The following is a 14,837-nucleotide window of genomic DNA, read 5'->3' on the forward strand; positions in this document are numbered from 1 at the left end:
CAGTGCGTAGGCCCAAAGAACCGCGCCACGCCCGACAACTGCGGCTTCGGCAGGACCCCTTTGGGGCAGGTCATCAGCCACGGTCCCAGGCGGGACCATCGGGGACGCTCCGGGGACAACTGGACTAACGGGGACGCCCAGGGGGCAGAGTGTTCGAGAGTGATCAGGAGTGACCGGGATCGAGAAGGAACCTCAGGGCTGGAATAGCCCCAGGTCAGTGGCACGGTGCAGTCCCGGATCCCCAAAGGCGCAGGTGAGTCCCGTGATCGTGTTCGATACCCGTTACTGCTCGTAATGCGTAGGTCTCGGGTTCGAATCCCGAAGGCGGCTCCACTGGAAGCCCAGCTCGGACAGGGTCCGAGCTGGGCTTTTTCGTTCAGCGGACCCAGCTACGGTGCCGCGCGCGTGCTGCTCGGCTGTCTGTGGTCTCAGTTGTGGTCTCAGACGTGGGTTTCAGGCTGGGGCATGAAGGTGTCTCCCATGCGGCGCATGGCGTCCTTCGAGAGGTGAGATCTCCCTTCACGTCCGCCGGGTCTGACCGATCTGGGTGTGTCGAAGGATTTTCATGATGGTCGGCATGTCCACGCCCAGCGCGTTTGAGGATTGTGCCCACGGTGTGGCGACTGCCGTCGTACAGGCGGCGGTCGTCGATGCCCGCCTCTTTCAGCAGCTCGTTGAATTCCTCCCAGTCGGCCCGGGGATCGAGCGGCCGGCCGTCCGGCCGCGTGAACACCGCGCCGTACTCCTGCCACTCCTCACCGGCCGCGGCCCGCATTTCTTCCTGCCGCGCCTTGTGCTCGAGCAGGTAGGGAACAAACGGCGGAGGGACGGGCCCGGGACTCCGGCTCTTCTTCGTCTTGGGACGGGTGAAGACCAGTCCACCGCCCCTGCGCTCGGGGCACGCGCTTGCGTGCCGTGTGCAGGTCTTGGTGCATGGCTTGGGGCAGCCGCGCGTATCGGCCTTGGCGTCGTGCAGTCCGGCGAGCACGGCTCGAAGCGGTGAAGGCGAACTCCGCAGGCGTGCGGGTCCTTGCAGCCGTGTCGCCTGTGAGGCGCTGAAGCTGCCACTGGGGGTGGAACAACTTGCCTTCGAAGTCGACGTACGGCCACCGTAAGCCCTGGGTCTCCCCTTGCCGGAAGCCCATCCCGACACCGACGGCCCACCGCATGAAGGTGGGACGCTTGGCTGCGGCTTCCAGGTGCCCTTGCCTCATCTCCGTCCGAGCTGCTGATCGGTCCGCTCCATACGCATCAGGGCCGGGCCGGAGCAATGCCCCTCCGGCCCGGCCCTGATCGTTTCAGGCGAGGCAGCGGGCGAGCAGCCACCGCGCTTCGTGTGCGGACAGGGTCAGCGAGTCCTCGTTCCCGGCATCGATAAGCAGCACCACTTCGTCGGTCGGCCAATGAGCGGCCAATTGCCGCAAGGTGACAGGCCGGTAGCAGGGCACCTGGGGGAAGGCCCTGAGCAGCCGCTCCTCCGAGGTGAAGACCATGACCGTGGGGCGAAATTGTCGACCGGGCTCGGCCCACTTTTTGGGCCCTTTCGGACGGCCCTGACATGGGAGGAGTCGATCAATTGGGACAGCGAGCTGGGCTTTCAGGCTTTCCGGCGCCGACCTCATTGACTTCCCTCGCTCACGTTGGTTCAGTGGCTCATCCACTGAGCCAATGGGGGGGATGGCATGGAAGCACTGCCCCGCGAAACCATCGTCGATGTCCTGGAGGTCCGGCTGCGCGAGGACATCCTCGCGGGGCGCCATCCCGCCGGGAGTTATCTGCCGCCCGAGCGGCAACTCGCCGACGGGTACGGCGTCACTCGCACCACCCTCAAGCACGCCTTCGGGCGGCTGGTGCAGGCGGGGTTGCTGGAGACCAAGCACGGGGTGGGGACCCGGGTACGGGACTACGCGCGGCTCGGTGGCGCCGACTTGCTGCCCATGCTGGTGCGGCACAGCCCGGACTGGATCGGGGAGATATTCGAAGTGCGACGCAGTGTCGGTGCGTTGATCGCCGCCCGCGCCGCGGCGCGGGCGGCCAAGGAGCAACGGAACGAGTTGCGCGGTCTGTTGGAGGCCGTGCGTCTCGCCGAGGGTGGGGACGCGGTGCAGCTGGCCGACATCGAGGTGCATCGGGCGTTGGCGCGTGCCACCGGGAATCGGGTCTATGTGCTGCTGACCAACACCCTCTTCAACGCGTATCTGCCGGTGCGGGCCGCGCTCGTGGGGCCTTTCCTCGACCCCGGTGCGGCGCATGACCGGCTGGAGCCCGTCGTCGAGGCCGTCGCCGCGGGTGACGAGGATGGCGCGCGCCGGGCTGCCGAGGCGTATCTGACCGCTACTGAGCGGATCATGCTGGAGGGGCTCGCGTGAGGGGGAGGGGGACTGATTTCAGGGAGACCATGCTCGGTCACGTCCGGCTCGACGGTGAGGGCCGTACCCGCCGCATGCGGCTCGACCTGTGTGTTGTCGCGGACCGGCTCCTGCGGGCCCTCGGTACCACCGAGGCGCGGGCATCCGGGCGGGTCCGCATCGCCGGATGGTGTGACGATCCGGGAGCCGAAGGCGAGTTGGAGATATCGCCGATCGCCAGACGGCGTATCCGCTACCGGATTTCCTTCACTGCCGACGGCCGCCGGCTCACCCTCGACGGCTGGAAGTCCGTGTCGCCGCGCAGGCCGGTGAGGTCGATGACAGTGCTGCCGTTCACGCTGTGCGAGGGCGGCGTCCGGGTCGGTGCGGGCACGCTGCGCTTCCCTCTGGCGAGCGGGCTTGCGCCGTTTCTCGCCAGTTTCCGTTTTCCTCGGCGCGAGGAGGCGGATCGGCTCTTGGCGCCCCGCTGGAACGGCGCGCCCGGCCGGACCGAGGTCTGGTACACCACCGCGACGGATCCGGCGACCGGGACCGGGCTGTGGCTGCACCATGAGCTCACCGCGCCCGCCGACGGGGCGGAGCCGTACGCGCACGGCTGGGCCGCCGTGTTTCCCAAGGACGGGCCGGTGGTGCACGCCCGCTTCGGGCCCGCCAAGTGGACCCGGAATGAGCACGGCTTCACCGCGGATGGGGTTTCCGTCGCGTCCGGGCGGTTGACCGGGGTGGCTGGGGCGCTTCGCTGGGACGTCGCCGAAAAGAACCAGGACGCGCCGCTGTTCACCTTCCCCCGCTGGTCCTGGCGGCGGCCCCTGTTGCCTGCCGCGCAGATCCTTCCCGCCGCGCGTGCGTCGTACGACGGGACGCTCTCCTGCGGTGACATGACCCTGACACTCAACAGTGCGCCCGGTGCCTCCGCGCGGATCTACGGGCATGGCAACGCGCGTCGCTGGGCCTGGCTGCACGCCGATCTCGGCAAGGGGGACGTGCTGGAGATCGTGGCCGCCGTCTCCATGCGGCCGGGGCTGCGACGGCTGCCCCCGCTGGTCTTTCTGCGGCTGCGACGGGGCGGCCGCACCTGGCCGCGGCGAGCCGAGCGTACGGCCGTCGGCTGGGGCGGGATCGGGCGGTTCCGTGCCGCCGTCGGGCTGCCCACCTGGACGGTGACCGGGCGCGCGGGCCTGCGGCGCATCCGCGTCGAGGTCACCCAGCCCGAGGAGCGGACACTGGCGCTCGACTACACCGACCCCGACGGCTCCCCCGCGATCTGTCGCAACAGCGAAAGCGCTGACGCGCATGTCCTGTTGGAGCGGTGGTGGTGGGGCGGGTGGCGTACGGAGGCCGAGTGGACCCTGGCCGGCACGGCCCACGCGGAGGTGGGCACCCGATGAGTCTCGGCGGGCTTGTGGCCGCGCTCATCGCCGATGACGGCACCGCCGACTGGCCCGCGCGCGTGCCGCGGAGGGTGGAGTCCGTCCTCGACTCGATGCCGCTGCGCGCACGGGCCGGAGTACGGGCGGCGGCCGGCGCCCTCGACGCGTACGCCATGGCGCGCACCGGGCGCAGGCTCGGCTCCCTCACCGGCGCCGAGCGGGAGGCGGTGCTCGAATCCCTCGGCGGGCGCGCCGCGCTGCTGCCGCTCCTCGACGTGCTCAAGGTGCCTGTGCTGCTGGCGGCAGGAACCGAGCGGATGCTCCAAGGAGTCGTGCATGCACCCCGGTTGACCCGGGAGGATCCCGCCCTCGATTGCACACCCGGGGATGCGTGGGCCGCCCGCTCCACCGCAGACGCCGTCGTCATCGGGTCCGGCGCCGGCGGGGCCATGGCCGCCCGGACCCTCGCCCGCGCCGGGCTCGACGTCGTCGTACTGGAGGAAGGACAGCATCACCCGACGGCCTCCTTCGGGAAGCGCACCCCACTCGACCGGTTCGCCGAGCTCTACCGGGACGGCGGAGCCACCGTCGCCGTGGGTTCCCCGCCTCTGCTGCTTCCCGTGGGGCGCGCCGTCGGCGGTACGACGGTCGTCAACTCGGGTACCTGCTACCGCACTCCGGACCATGTGCTCAGCCGCTGGGCGGGTGACTTCGGGTTCTTGCTCGCCGAACGTTTCGGGCCGTACCTCGACGAGGTCGAACGCACGCTGCGCGTGGCGCCCCAGCCGCTCGATGTCCTCGGGAACAACGGCCGCCTCGCGCTCGCGGGGGCCGAGCGTCTCGGCTGGCGGGCGGCGCCGCTGCGCCGCAACGCGCCCGGGTGCAAGGGCTCCTGCCAGTGCGTGGTCGGCTGCCCCACCGGCGCCAAACAGAGTGTGCAGCTGGCCGTGCTGCCCGACGCCTGCGCCGCGGGTGCCCGCATCGTCACCGGCGCTCAGGTCCGGCGGATCCTCGTGGACGGCGACTGTCCCGGCGGCCCGCGGGCGGCCGGTGTACGGGTACGGCGCGAGGGCGGAGGCGAGTTCGAGATTCTGGCTCCGCTGATCGTCGTGGCCGCGGGTGCCCTGCAGTCGCCGCCCCTGCTGCGTCGCTCCGGCCTGGCCGGGCATCCACGGCTCGGCCGGAATCTCAGCGTTCACCCCGCGACCAGCGTCGCCGGGCGATTTGCGGAGCCCGTCACCGCCTGGGAGGGAGTCCTGCAGAGCGTGGGCGTCGAAGAGCTGCACGACGGGGGCGTACTGATCGAGGCCACCGCGACGCCGCCCGGGATGGGTTCCTTCGTACTGCCCGGCCTGGGCAGCGAGTTGCGGCGCGAGCTGGAGAACGCGGACCGGCTCGCCACGCTCGGAGCCATGATCGCCGACCGCCCGTCCGGCCGTGTGCTGGGCCGCGAACGGACCCTGCTCCGCTACGACCTGGACCGGCGCGACGCGGACCGGCTGATGCGATCCGTACGCGCCATGGGGCAGCTCCTGTTCGCCGCGGGCGCACAGGAGGTCCTCACCGGAATTCCTCGCGCGCCCCGCGCCCGCACTCCGGCCGAGCTCGACGACACGCTTCGGCGTGTGACGTCACGGCAGCTGCATCTGTCCGCGTACCACCCCACCGGTACGGTCGCCGCCGGCGCCGATCCGCAGTACTTCCCGGCCGACGCCGCCGGGCGGCTGCGCGGCGTGCGCGGGGTGCTGGTCGCCGACGGCTCGGTGCTGCCCGGCTGCCCCGAGGTCAATCCGCAGCTCACCATCATGGCCGCGGCACTGGCGGTCGCCGAAGTCCACCTCGTACGGGAGCGGTAGCCGGCGGTCTTTGCGGCAAGGCCGTTCTCAAACCGGCCTGACCTGGGGTTTCCTGCTTCTCCTCGGTCTCCTGTCACATACTCGCGCCGGCGCGGGTCATGCCTGTGACGGACCACGAACAGCATGAGGAGCACACCATGAACGAAGGCATCAAGACCGTCATCTACCCCGTCAGGGACCTCGCGAAGGCCAAGGCCCTGTTCACTGAACTCCTCGGGGTGGAGCCGGTCATGGACCAGGCCTATTACGTCGGCTACCGGGTCGGCGGCCAGGATGTCGGACTGGACCCCAACGGCCACAGCAAGGGGATGACGGGCCCGGTCGGCTACTGGCACGTCCACGACATCCGGGGGAGCGTGAAGGCCCTCATCGACGCCGGGGCCGAGGAACAGCAGGAGGTCAAGGACGTCGGTGGCGGCAAGCTGACCGCCGTGGTGAAGGACGTGGACGGCAACGTCATCGGGCTTCTCCAGGCCTCCTGAGGCCAAGGGCGCAGACCGGCACGCGGGCGCTCGGCCGTGCCCCGCGCGCCGGTCCCTGGGGTCAGCCGGGCAGAACCTCCAGGTCGAGCAGCGCCAGCTGCTCCGGGTCGGCCAGGATGTCGATCTCGGCGATCCGGCCCTGCCTGATCGTGAAGCCGAAGACGACGCGGGGCTGTCCGCCCGGGGCCCAGACGAGACCGGCGGCGCCGTTGATGAGGGCGGGCTGCGCGGCCTTGGCGCGGCCCGCGAAGGTGTCGGCCACGGCCGCCGCGCCGCGGGCCCCGGCCGCGCCCGACAGGACGGCCGCGCTGTCCGCCCGCAGGACGACGTCGGGGTCGAGGAGCGCGAGCAGGGCCTCGAATTCGCCGCCGCGAGAGGCGGCGAGGAAGGCCTCGACGACTTCCCGCTGCCGGGATACATCGGTCTCGGGAGCGGCCGGCGCGCCCTGGACCCGGCGGCGGGCGCGGCTCGCGAGCTGCCGGGTCGCGGCCGTGGAGCGCTCCACGATGGGGGCGATCTCGTCGAAGGGCACGGCGAACATGTCGTGCAGTACGAACGCGAGCCGCTCGGCGGGGGTGAGGGTGTCGAGGACCACCACCAGCGCCAGGCCCACCGAGTCGGCGAGCACCGCCTGATGCTCCGGGTCGACGGTGTCCTGGCTGCCGACGGCCGGTTCGGGCCGGTCGGCGTCCCAGGGGTCCTCGCGCCGCGTCTCGCGCGAGCGCAGCATGTTCAGGGACACCCGCGCGACGACGGTCGTGAGCCAGCCGCCGAGGTTCTCCACGTCGCTGCTGTCGGACCGGCTCAGGCGCAGCCACGCCTCCTGAACCGCGTCCTCGGCCTCGCCGGTCGAGCCGAGCATCCGGTACGCCACGGCCCGCAGCCGGGCACGGTGCTGCTCGAAGCGCTCCGCCAGAAACTCGTTCTCGTCCATCGGGCGCATTCCTTCGGTCATGGTTCTGCTGTCACATTCCTCTGGTGCGACGTGTCATAGGAGTGACCCACGAGACCGAGCCGATGTGACACGCGAACGGCAATCATGGCGCGAAAGGAGGACCGATGACCGGCATTGAGTATGTGCTGCGGCCGATCGGCCGGGTCGAGTCACCGTTGGTGGACCTCGACAAGGCGCCGAAGCAGGGTGACGAGGGAGCGCCCGACGCCTGGCTGGTGTTCGAGCCGGGCGTGTGCGAAGGGCTGCGTGACCTGGAGGCGGGATGCGAGGTCATGGTGCTGACCTGGCTCGACCGCGCGAGCCGCGATGTCCTGGTGGTGCACCCGCGCGGCGACGCGGCACGGCCGGAGACGGGTGTGTTCTCCACCCGTTCCCCCGCCCGCCCGAATCCCATCGGGCTGCACCGGGTGCGGATCCTGTCCATCGAGGGCATGAGGGTGCGCGTACAGAACCTGGAGGCGCTGGACGGCACGCCGGTGCTCGATGTGAAGCCCGTACTCGACGAAGGAGTTGAACGCTGATGGCCCCGCTGCCCCGCGCCCCGAAAGAGCGCAAGCAGGACACGCTGGACCGGCTGGAGCAGGACACCGACGCGTGGGTCGCCACGGCCGACCCGGAAAGCGGTACGCCGTACATGGTGCCGTTGTCCTTCCTCTGGGACGGCGAGACCCTGCTGGTGGCGACACCGGCGTCCAGCCCGACCGGCCGGAATCTGCGGGCCACCGGACGGGTCCGCCTCGGCATCGGACCGACCCGCGATGTAGTCCTCGTCGAGGGGGAGGCCGAGACGCTGACGGCCGAAGGGCTCGAGGAGGGCGTCGGCGACGCCTTCGCGGCGAGGACCGGCTTCGACCCGCGCCAACTCGTCGGCCGCTACCTCTACTTCCGGGTCCGTCCGCGACGGGTCCAGGCCTGGCGCGAGGCCAATGAGCTCGCCGGTCGCGAGCTGATGCGGGAGGGGCGCTGGCTGGTCGACTGACGGATCCCCGGCCGACGAACGGGCCGGGCGGCATGCTCTTGGGACCGCTTCGGGGAGGCGCCGCCGGACTTGCTGCGGACCCGGCCGTGGCCGCGACACCCCCCCGAGTGTGGCTTGCCACGCCGAGCACCACCAGGGCACCAGCGCGGTCTGCTGCTGCAGTCCGAGGGGCGCGAGGACGAGGCGCGTGAGCAGTGGCGGCTGGCGGTGGCGATGCTGGAAACGTTCGACGGGGCGTACGAGTCGACGCTCGGCGAGCTGCGGGAACTGCTGGCCGCTCGCTGACCGCCTGAGCGTTTCCTGTGAAACATTCCCCTGGTGCCACCGCGTCGATGAGATGAAGGGGTGAGAGACCCCGCTCGACACAACGGTGATGAACGGGGAGGGCATGAGACAGTCCCGCGCGGACGAGTTCATGGAATTCGCAGCTGGTCGCACAGGCCATCTCTTTCGTTCCGCATGCCTGCTCACCAGTGGCGACACGCATCTCGCCGAGGATCTGGTGCAGGAGACGCTGAGCCGGATGTATGTGGTGTGGGGCCGGATGGCGCGGGTGGACAACCCCGCGGCGTACTCCCAGACCGTCCTGGTGAGGGCGTTCCTCAGCCACCGCCGGCGGCGCTCGGCCGCCGAGCGCCCGCTGGCCGAGGTGCCGGACGCGACCGCGGAACCGGGCACCGACCCGGAGGTACGGCTGTCCCTGCTGACTGCGCTGGGGGAACTGGCCCCGAAGGACCGGGCGGTGGTGGTGCTGCGGTACTGGGAGGACCGCAGCATCGAGGAGACCGCCGAGGCGATGAACGCGAGCACGGCCGCGGTACGGACCCGGTCGACGCGGGCGCTGGCGAAACTGCGGGCCGTGCTGGGCACGAGCCTGGCCGAGTTCGTCGCGACGTGACCCGATCCGACCCGATCCGACCCGAGCAATCCCCCGGACTTACCCAGAACTGGTGGTTCCCCATGTCTTTCGAGGACGAACTCGGCGAGGCGCTGCGCCGTATCGGCAACACCTTCGACAGCGACCAGCAGACCCTGCTCACGTCGGGCCTGGAACGCGGCCGCCGGACGGTCCGCCGCAGACGCGTCCTCGCGGTCACGGCGAGCGTCGTGGCCCTGGGACTGATGGGTTCGGGAGCGTACGCGGGCGGACTGCTCGACGAACTCCGCGGGACCGAGGTCGCCAAGGAGGCACCCTCGGTGGACAGCGGCCGGGTCTTCGAGATCTGGAAGAAGCTGGTCCCGACGGGGACGTTCAGCCAGGAGCGGGTGCTGCCGCGGAAGGCGGGGGAGTACGCGCATGTGTCGTTCGTGTACGACGACGGCAAGGGGGCGGGCCTTGTCGAGTTCCGGATGGGTGAGTTCGACCCGCGCCGGGCCGCAGACAACTGCCCTCCGGGCAACGACCCGAAATGCTCCTCCTGGACGGCGCCCGACAACGCGAGGGATCTGCACGTCGAGAGTCACGCAGCCCCTTACACCACGCTCGAAACCAAGTCCGTGCGGAATCAGATCGTCACGCCCGAGGGCTTCTTCGTCGAAGCCACCGTGTGGAACACCCCCGACCCCAAGCAGGCCACAGGGACGCGGAAGGTGCCGGTTCTCATGCACGACCTGCGCCGGCTCAACGCCAACGAGTGGCGGGACGAGCTGAAGAAGTTCCCCAAGCCGGATCCGCTGCTGGGCGAGCCCGCGATGAACCCGGGCTTCGTCACGCCGTCCGCCAAGGTGTCCGCCGCTCAGTTGGTCGGCACGCTCAAGGCGCTGCTGCCGAACGGCACGATCAGCGCGGAGCAGGGCCGGGGCACGGGTGACCAGTTGGGCCCGGCCGCCTCGGTCGTGCACGACGACGGCAGGGGCAGGGCCGGCATTGACGTCAGGCTGTACCGCGTAGACCCGGACGGTTACTCGACCCGGCAGTACACCATGTGCCGGACGACCGGCACCTCGATCCCGTACGACAAGTGCAAGAGGGAGAAACTCCCGGACGGGTCCGTGGTGCGGGTCTACCAGCTCGACTACAGGGTGAAGGGACAGGACAGGAAGGAGTGGCGGGCCACCTATGTCTCGCCGCGGGGGGACATGGTGGAGGTCGTCGAACGGGACGGCCTCGCGGCAGAGGGGCCGGCGACGCGGGACGAGCCGCCGCTCTCCCGTGCGCAGGTGAGGGCCTTGTCGATGTCTCCTCAGTGGCGAGCCGCGCTCAACGAACTGCCTGTTGCGCCGGAGGAGACGGTGGGCGGTCCCACCCGGCCCACCTGGGACCAGGCCGCAATGGAGGCGCGGAACCTGAGCTCTGCGCGCCGTTACCTCAAGAACCGGCACTCCGACGAAAAGGTGTGTGCCGACGCGTGCTGGTCGCAGGACATCGTCAACAGCGACGGCCTGGGACCCGGAATGATCCAGATCGGCTTCGACGACAGCAAGGTGAACAAGGGCACTCAGGAACGTGTCAGCGTCCGGCAGGAGCGGGTGGAGGGCGGCGGTAAGGGCGTGATCCGCTGGATCGTCACGGCCAGCCGGCCGGGCGGCCGCGAGGTGACCGTGACCGCCTACAACGCGCCCGGCCCGGATGCCGACGCGACGCGCAACAGCCCACCGATCAATGTGCCGATGCTCAAGATGATCGCGCTGGACAACGAGTGGAACAACAAGGCCTACCTCAAGACGTTGGAGCAGGAGTTCCCCACCGGGTGACTCACTTCGCGTCGGCGTAGCACTGCACCACCGCCGTCGTGAACGGAAACCGCACCGGCGTCTGTCCGAAGGCGATCCGCCCGGCCAGCTCCCCGGCCGCGCGGATCGCCTGCGCGACCTCGTCCGCCTCCTCGGCCGGGCAGTGCACGATCACTTCGTCGTGCTGGAAGAAGACCAGCTCCGCGCGCATGCCCGCCGTCGCCTGCCGCAGCGCGGCCAGGAGCAGCAGCGCCCAGTCCGCCGCGCTGCCCTGCACCACGAAGTTACGGGTGAAGCGGCCCCGCGCCCGGGCATTGGACGATGCGTAGCCGGGCGTGAACCCGCCTTCCTGGGGCCGGAGTCCGTCCTGGGGCGGGAGTTCCTCCTGGGGGATGCCCGCCTCGTCGTCCTCGCCCGACCCCGCCGCGCGCGGGCTGGTGCGGCCCAGCCAGGTGCGTACCAGACGGCCTTCCTCGCCCGCCCGCGCCGCCTCGTCCACATACGAGACGGCGAGTGGGAATCTGCGCCGCAGCATCGCCAGGTTCTTCAGGCCGTCGCCCGACGTCTGGCCGTAGATCGCGCCCAGCAGCGCGACCTTGGCGTGGTCGCGGTCGCCGGAGAAGGCCCGGTCCGACAGGGCCTTGTACAGATCGCCCTCGTGGCCCGCGACCTCCATCAGGCCCCGGTCGCGGGAGATCGCGGCCAGCACCCGCGGCTCCATCTGGTCGGCGTCGGCGACCACCAGACGCCAGCCCTCGTCGGCGACCACCGCGCGGCGGATCACCTTCGGTATCTGAAGTGCCCCGCCGCCATTGGTCGTCCAGCGGCCCGAGACCGTGCCGCCGGGCAGATACTCGGGCCTGAAGCGCCCGTCCCGGACCCAGTCCTGGAGCCAGCTCCAGCCGTGCGCCGTCCAGATCCGGTACAGCTTCTTGTACTGGATCAGGGGCTTCACCGCCGGGTGGTCGATCTCCTCCAGCTCCCAGCGGCGCGTCGACTTCACCTTGATACCGGCCTGGGCGAACGCCTTCACCACGTCCGCGGGCAGATCGGGGCGCACCCGGCGTCCGAACGCCTCCGACACCTCGTCCGCCAGCTCAGCGAGGCGGCGCGGCTCGCCCCCGCCCGCGTACCGCTCGCCCAGCAGCTCGTGCAGCACCCGGCGGTGGACGTCCGCGCGCCACGGCAGTCCCGCGCGGTTCATCTCGGCGGCCACCAGCATCCCCGCCGACTCCGCGGCCGTCAGCAGCCGCATCCGCCCGGGGTGCTCGGCGGCGTCGTGTCTTCGCTGCTGATCGGCATAAACATCGAGCAGGGCCTCGAGCGGTACGGGCATGGGCTGCGGCTCGAAGAGCGAGGACTGCGAGCCCGGTTCGGCCCCGCGCTGCGGCGGATCGGGCGGTACGGGAGCGTTCCGCAGCCGGGCCCAGGCGGCCGCGGCCGACCGGGGCTCCCCGAGGCGTCCTTCGTGGCCGAGCAGCAGCAGCTCCGCGTCCTCGATGTCGTAACACCGCTCGACGTGCACGCCGGCCGCCAGCAGGCGTGGATAGATCTCGGCGGTGGAGCGCCACACCCAGCGGCCCACCTCCGGCCGGGAGCGGACGGCCCCGACCAGATCGGGCTCCTCCTGGACGGGCCCGGCGGGCAGCCCGTCGGAGCCGAGGGGGACGGCCCGCGCCCCGTCGCCCTCCGCAGCCGCCAGAGCCCATCGTTCGCCCATGGGTTCGAGTGTGGCAGCCGCCACTGACAACCGCCGGGTACGACAGCTACGCCACGGCGTGGAACAGCGCCGACGCCTCGCCGCGCGACGCGACCCCCAGCTTGGTCAGGATGTTCGCGACATGGAACTTCACCGTCGACTCGCTGATGTGCAGCTCCTGCGCGATCACGCGGTTGCGGTGCCCGCGGGCCAGATGCGTCAGCACCTCCAGCTCACGCGCCCCCAGCGAGCCGAGCGGATCGGTCGGCATGGGCTGGGGCGTCCCCAGCGGGAACGTCGCCGTGACCGTCGTGCCCCAGCCCGGCACCGCGTCCACGGCCAGCCGCCCGCCCAGTGCGTCGAGCCGCTCCCCGACCCGGTGCGCGCCGAGCGCGCACGAGGTGAGCTCGCCGGGGCCGTCGTCCCGTACCGTCACGCGCAGCTCGGTCTCGGTCAGATGCCAGCCGACATGGATCCGGCCGAGCCGGTCCTGTTCGAGGACGGTCAGCAGCACGGCCCGTGCGACCGCGCGCGCCGCGTGCGCCACATCGGCGGCCAGCGGCCGGGCGCTGTCCGGCGCACCCAGCTCAAGACGGACCGGGCTGTAGCGCAGCATCGGCCGCAGCGAGTCCGCGAGCCGGGCGAAGGCCTGACCCGCGGGTTCCTCGGCGACCGCCTGGTCCCGTTCCCGTTCGGTCCGCAGCTCCACCAGCGCGGTGACGGCGAGGTCGACGGCGGCGGCGCGGGCGGCGCTGTCGTCGAGGCCCCGGCTGCGCAACACTCCGAGCAGCCCGGACAGCGCGGTCGCATGAGTCTCGGTCAGCTCGGCGATCACCCTCGCCCGTTCGCCGGCCGAGGCCCGCGACTGGGCCAGCGCGCCCGGCACGGCTTCGGTGGCGAGCCGGTCGAAGTGGCTGGTCACCAGGTCCCACATGGCCTGTACGACGGCGGTGTCGGGCGCTGCGAGGACGCTGTCCGCACTCCGTACGAGCACGAGCAGGGCCCCTCGCGCGGTCGCGTCGCTGGCCACCGCGAGCACCGGGTACTCGCTGCCGCCCATCTGCGCCGTGCCCTGCCAGGGCTGCCCGGCGGACACGGTCGCGGCCAGCGGATGCAGTTCGGCTGCGGTGATCTGTCCGGCCGGCGAACCGCTGTCGCCGTAGGTCTTGAACGGCGAGTGCGCGCAGTGCGTGGAGAGCTCGGCCGCGGCCAGATGCGGGACGAGCCCGTGCAGGGTCGCGGACAGCCGGGGCAGGGTCTCGCCCAACGGCTGCCGGATCACCTCGTAGGCGGCGGCCAGGACGGGCGCGGCGGGCGTGGATCCGGTGAGTTCCATGAGCGTCAGCGTACGGCCGCGAACGGCGTCGGCAGCTGTCCCTTCGGCCAGGTCGAACCATCCGAAAGACGGGCCGGGTCCGGCCCGCCGGCGATCGAGGGTTGATCCCGGCGGAAGGAGCCAGACATGGAAGCGATCGTCTTCGAAGAGTTCGGCGGACCCGAGGTGCTGCGCCTGGCGGGGACCGAGGAGCCGCACGCGGGACCGGGACAGGTGCGGGTCAGGATCAAGGCCGCGGGCGTCAACCCGCTTGACTACAAGATCCGTTACGGCTGGATGCAGGAGGTTCTCCCGACGCCGCTGCCCGCGACTCCGGGCCTGGAGTTCGCCGGGATCGTCGACGAGGTGGGCGAGGGCGTGACCGGCGCGGCCGTCGGCGACGAGGTCCTGGGGTGGACCGTCACCGGTGCGTACGCGCAGTACGCCCTGGCCGAGTCGTTCGCCGCCAAGCCAGCCGAGCTCGACTGGGCGGAGGCGGCGGCCCTGCCCGTCGCGACCGAGACCGCCCGGCGGGTGCTCGATCTGCTCGGGGTGCGGGCGGGCGAGACGCTGCTGCTGCACGGGGCCGCGGGCGCGGTCGGCGCGGCCGCCACCCAGTTCGCGGTGGCGGCGGGCGTGACGGTCATCGGCACGGCCTCTGAGGCCAGACACGACTATCTGCGGGAGTTGGGCGCGACCCCGGTGGCGTACGGAGACGGTCTCGCCGAGCGGGTGCGCGCGGCGGCTCCCCAGGGTGTGGACGCGGTCTTCGACGCGGCGGGCAAGGGTGTGCTGCCGCTCTCGATCGAACTGCGCGGGGGCACGACCGAGCGGATCGTCACCATCGCGGACCCGGAGGCACAGGCGCACGGGGTGACGTTCTCGTCGGGCGGCACGGAGCGGCCCGAGACCGCGCTCGCGGGTCACGCCCGACTGGCGGCCGACGGGCGGCTGCGTATTCCGGTGGGGGAGGTCTTCCCGCTGGCGGAGGCGGCGAAGGCGCATGCGCTGAGCGAGACGGGCCATGTGCGGGGGAAGTTGGTGATCACCCCGTAGCGGGCGTCCTTCGTGACCACCGGTCCCATGATCTCCCTGTCGGTCGGCCTCTCTAGGATCGAGCGAGTTGTTCGAGCTGAACC

General features: G+C 71.3%; 14 protein-coding genes and 1 pseudogene. 10 read left to right on the forward strand and 5 right to left on the reverse strand.

All coding sequences use genetic code 11. The features are described 5' to 3' along the window. Positions 1-376: 376 nt before the first annotated feature. Together ACQEVG_RS21550 and ACQEVG_RS21555 are read right to left on the reverse strand one after the other, a co-directional pair. Positions 377-1,202, reverse strand: a pseudogene (locus tag ACQEVG_RS21550) (tyrosine-type recombinase/integrase); the annotation flags it as partial. 96 nt (positions 1,203-1,298) lie between these two features. Further along, entirely contained in the window at positions 1,299-1,493 is a 195-nt protein-coding gene (locus ACQEVG_RS21555) for an SseB family protein (protein ID WP_432986423.1), read from the reverse strand. Positions 1,494-1,682: 189 nt separating this feature from the next. Here ACQEVG_RS21555 and ACQEVG_RS21560 point away from each other — a divergent pair, with 189 nt between their 5' ends. The 4 genes from ACQEVG_RS21560 to ACQEVG_RS21575 all read left to right on the forward strand — a co-directional run bounded on the left by ACQEVG_RS21560 (position 1,683) and on the right by ACQEVG_RS21575 (position 6,077). After that, positions 1,683-2,369 (forward strand): FadR/GntR family transcriptional regulator, encoded by a 687-nt coding sequence (locus tag ACQEVG_RS21560; protein WP_432986425.1) that lies wholly within the window; start codon positions 1,683-1,685, stop codon positions 2,367-2,369. 29 nt (positions 2,370-2,398) lie between these two features. Then, positions 2,399-3,757 (forward strand): hypothetical protein, encoded by a 1,359-nt coding sequence (locus ACQEVG_RS21565; RefSeq protein WP_432986427.1) that lies wholly within the window; start codon positions 2,399-2,401, stop codon positions 3,755-3,757. After that, complete coding sequence (locus ACQEVG_RS21570; RefSeq protein WP_432986429.1) at positions 3,754-5,595, forward strand: GMC family oxidoreductase N-terminal domain-containing protein; 1,842 nt, start codon at positions 3,754-3,756, stop codon at positions 5,593-5,595. Before ACQEVG_RS21565 ends, ACQEVG_RS21570 begins: the two co-directional genes overlap by 4 nt. Positions 5,596-5,732: 137 nt before the next feature. Next, positions 5,733-6,077, forward strand: a complete 345-nt coding sequence (locus tag ACQEVG_RS21575; RefSeq protein ID WP_432986431.1) for a VOC family protein — start codon at positions 5,733-5,735, stop codon at positions 6,075-6,077. A 61-nt stretch (positions 6,078-6,138) separates the two neighbouring features. On the opposite strand, the gene ACQEVG_RS21580 is transcribed toward ACQEVG_RS21575, so the two are convergent. Beyond that, positions 6,139-7,011: a sigma-70 family RNA polymerase sigma factor gene (locus ACQEVG_RS21580; protein ID WP_432986433.1), complete on the reverse strand. Its 873-nt coding sequence runs from the start codon at positions 7,009-7,011 to the stop codon at positions 6,139-6,141. Positions 7,012-7,136: 125 nt separating this feature from the next. Between ACQEVG_RS21580 and tsaA the strand changes: the two genes are divergently transcribed. The 5 genes from tsaA to ACQEVG_RS21605 all read left to right on the forward strand — a co-directional run bounded on the left by tsaA (position 7,137) and on the right by ACQEVG_RS21605 (position 10,705). Beyond that, entirely contained in the window at positions 7,137-7,553 is a 417-nt protein-coding gene (gene tsaA, locus ACQEVG_RS21585; protein ID WP_432986435.1) for a tRNA (N6-threonylcarbamoyladenosine(37)-N6)-methyltransferase TrmO, read from the forward strand. Next, on the forward strand, positions 7,553-8,011 hold the full coding sequence (locus ACQEVG_RS21590) for a pyridoxamine 5'-phosphate oxidase family protein (RefSeq protein ID WP_432986437.1): 459 nt from the start codon (positions 7,553-7,555) through the stop codon (positions 8,009-8,011). The genes tsaA and ACQEVG_RS21590 overlap by 1 nt, the downstream gene beginning before the upstream one ends. A gap of 114 nt (positions 8,012-8,125) precedes the next feature. Next, on the forward strand, positions 8,126-8,296 hold the full coding sequence (locus ACQEVG_RS21595; RefSeq protein ID WP_432986439.1) for a hypothetical protein: 171 nt from the start codon (positions 8,126-8,128) through the stop codon (positions 8,294-8,296). A 103-nt stretch (positions 8,297-8,399) separates the two neighbouring features. Further along, complete coding sequence (locus ACQEVG_RS21600) at positions 8,400-8,909, forward strand: SigE family RNA polymerase sigma factor (RefSeq protein WP_432986441.1); 510 nt, start codon at positions 8,400-8,402, stop codon at positions 8,907-8,909. Between the two features lie 62 nt (positions 8,910-8,971). Next, a complete protein-coding gene (locus tag ACQEVG_RS21605; protein WP_432986443.1) occupies positions 8,972-10,705 on the forward strand; it encodes a hypothetical protein in 1,734 nt (577 codons plus the stop codon). Position 10,706: 1 nt separating this feature from the next. Here the strand turns inward: ACQEVG_RS21605 and ACQEVG_RS21610 are convergent, their stop codons facing one another. Further along, positions 10,707-12,404: a bifunctional 3'-5' exonuclease/DNA polymerase gene (locus ACQEVG_RS21610; protein ID WP_432986445.1), complete on the reverse strand. Its 1,698-nt coding sequence runs from the start codon at positions 12,402-12,404 to the stop codon at positions 10,707-10,709. Positions 12,405-12,450: 46 nt separating this feature from the next. Beyond that, positions 12,451-13,719, reverse strand: coding sequence for a LuxR C-terminal-related transcriptional regulator (locus ACQEVG_RS21615; RefSeq protein ID WP_432986447.1), 1,269 nt, complete (start codon positions 13,717-13,719; stop codon positions 12,451-12,453). Between the two features lie 126 nt (positions 13,720-13,845). Here ACQEVG_RS21615 and ACQEVG_RS21620 point away from each other — a divergent pair, with 126 nt between their 5' ends. Further along, positions 13,846-14,754, forward strand: coding sequence for an NADP-dependent oxidoreductase (locus ACQEVG_RS21620; protein WP_432986449.1), 909 nt, complete (start codon positions 13,846-13,848; stop codon positions 14,752-14,754). Positions 14,755-14,837: the final 83 nt, after the last annotated feature.

It is taken from the genome of Streptomyces sp. CA-135486 (genome assembly GCF_050936555.1).
In the GTDB taxonomy this organism is placed as follows: Bacteria; Actinomycetota; Actinomycetes; order Streptomycetales; family Streptomycetaceae; genus Streptomyces.

What these genes read in the sequence shown, in the direction of transcription:
- ACQEVG_RS21555 (WP_432986423.1), bottom strand. Translation starts at nt 1,493, where the DNA reads ATGGTCTTCACCTCGGAGGAGCGGCTGCTCAGGGCCTTCCCCCAGGTG.
- ACQEVG_RS21560 (WP_432986425.1), top strand. Translation starts at nt 1,683, where the DNA reads ATGGAAGCACTGCCCCGCGAAACCATCGTCGATGTCCTGGAGGTCCGG.
- ACQEVG_RS21565 (WP_432986427.1), top strand. Translation starts at nt 2,399, where the DNA reads ATGCTCGGTCACGTCCGGCTCGACGGTGAGGGCCGTACCCGCCGCATG.
- ACQEVG_RS21570 (WP_432986429.1), top strand. Translation starts at nt 3,754, where the DNA reads ATGAGTCTCGGCGGGCTTGTGGCCGCGCTCATCGCCGATGACGGCACC.
- ACQEVG_RS21575 (WP_432986431.1), top strand. Translation starts at nt 5,733, where the DNA reads ATGAACGAAGGCATCAAGACCGTCATCTACCCCGTCAGGGACCTCGCG.
- ACQEVG_RS21580 (WP_432986433.1), bottom strand. Translation starts at nt 7,011, where the DNA reads ATGGACGAGAACGAGTTTCTGGCGGAGCGCTTCGAGCAGCACCGTGCC.
- tsaA (WP_432986435.1), top strand. Translation starts at nt 7,137, where the DNA reads ATGACCGGCATTGAGTATGTGCTGCGGCCGATCGGCCGGGTCGAGTCA.
- ACQEVG_RS21590 (WP_432986437.1), top strand. Translation starts at nt 7,553, where the DNA reads ATGGCCCCGCTGCCCCGCGCCCCGAAAGAGCGCAAGCAGGACACGCTG.
- ACQEVG_RS21600 (WP_432986441.1), top strand. Translation starts at nt 8,400, where the DNA reads ATGAGACAGTCCCGCGCGGACGAGTTCATGGAATTCGCAGCTGGTCGC.
- ACQEVG_RS21605 (WP_432986443.1), top strand. Translation starts at nt 8,972, where the DNA reads ATGTCTTTCGAGGACGAACTCGGCGAGGCGCTGCGCCGTATCGGCAAC.
- ACQEVG_RS21610 (WP_432986445.1), bottom strand. Translation starts at nt 12,404, where the DNA reads ATGGGCGAACGATGGGCTCTGGCGGCTGCGGAGGGCGACGGGGCGCGG.
- ACQEVG_RS21615 (WP_432986447.1), bottom strand. Translation starts at nt 13,719, where the DNA reads ATGGAACTCACCGGATCCACGCCCGCCGCGCCCGTCCTGGCCGCCGCC.
- ACQEVG_RS21620 (WP_432986449.1), top strand. Translation starts at nt 13,846, where the DNA reads ATGGAAGCGATCGTCTTCGAAGAGTTCGGCGGACCCGAGGTGCTGCGC.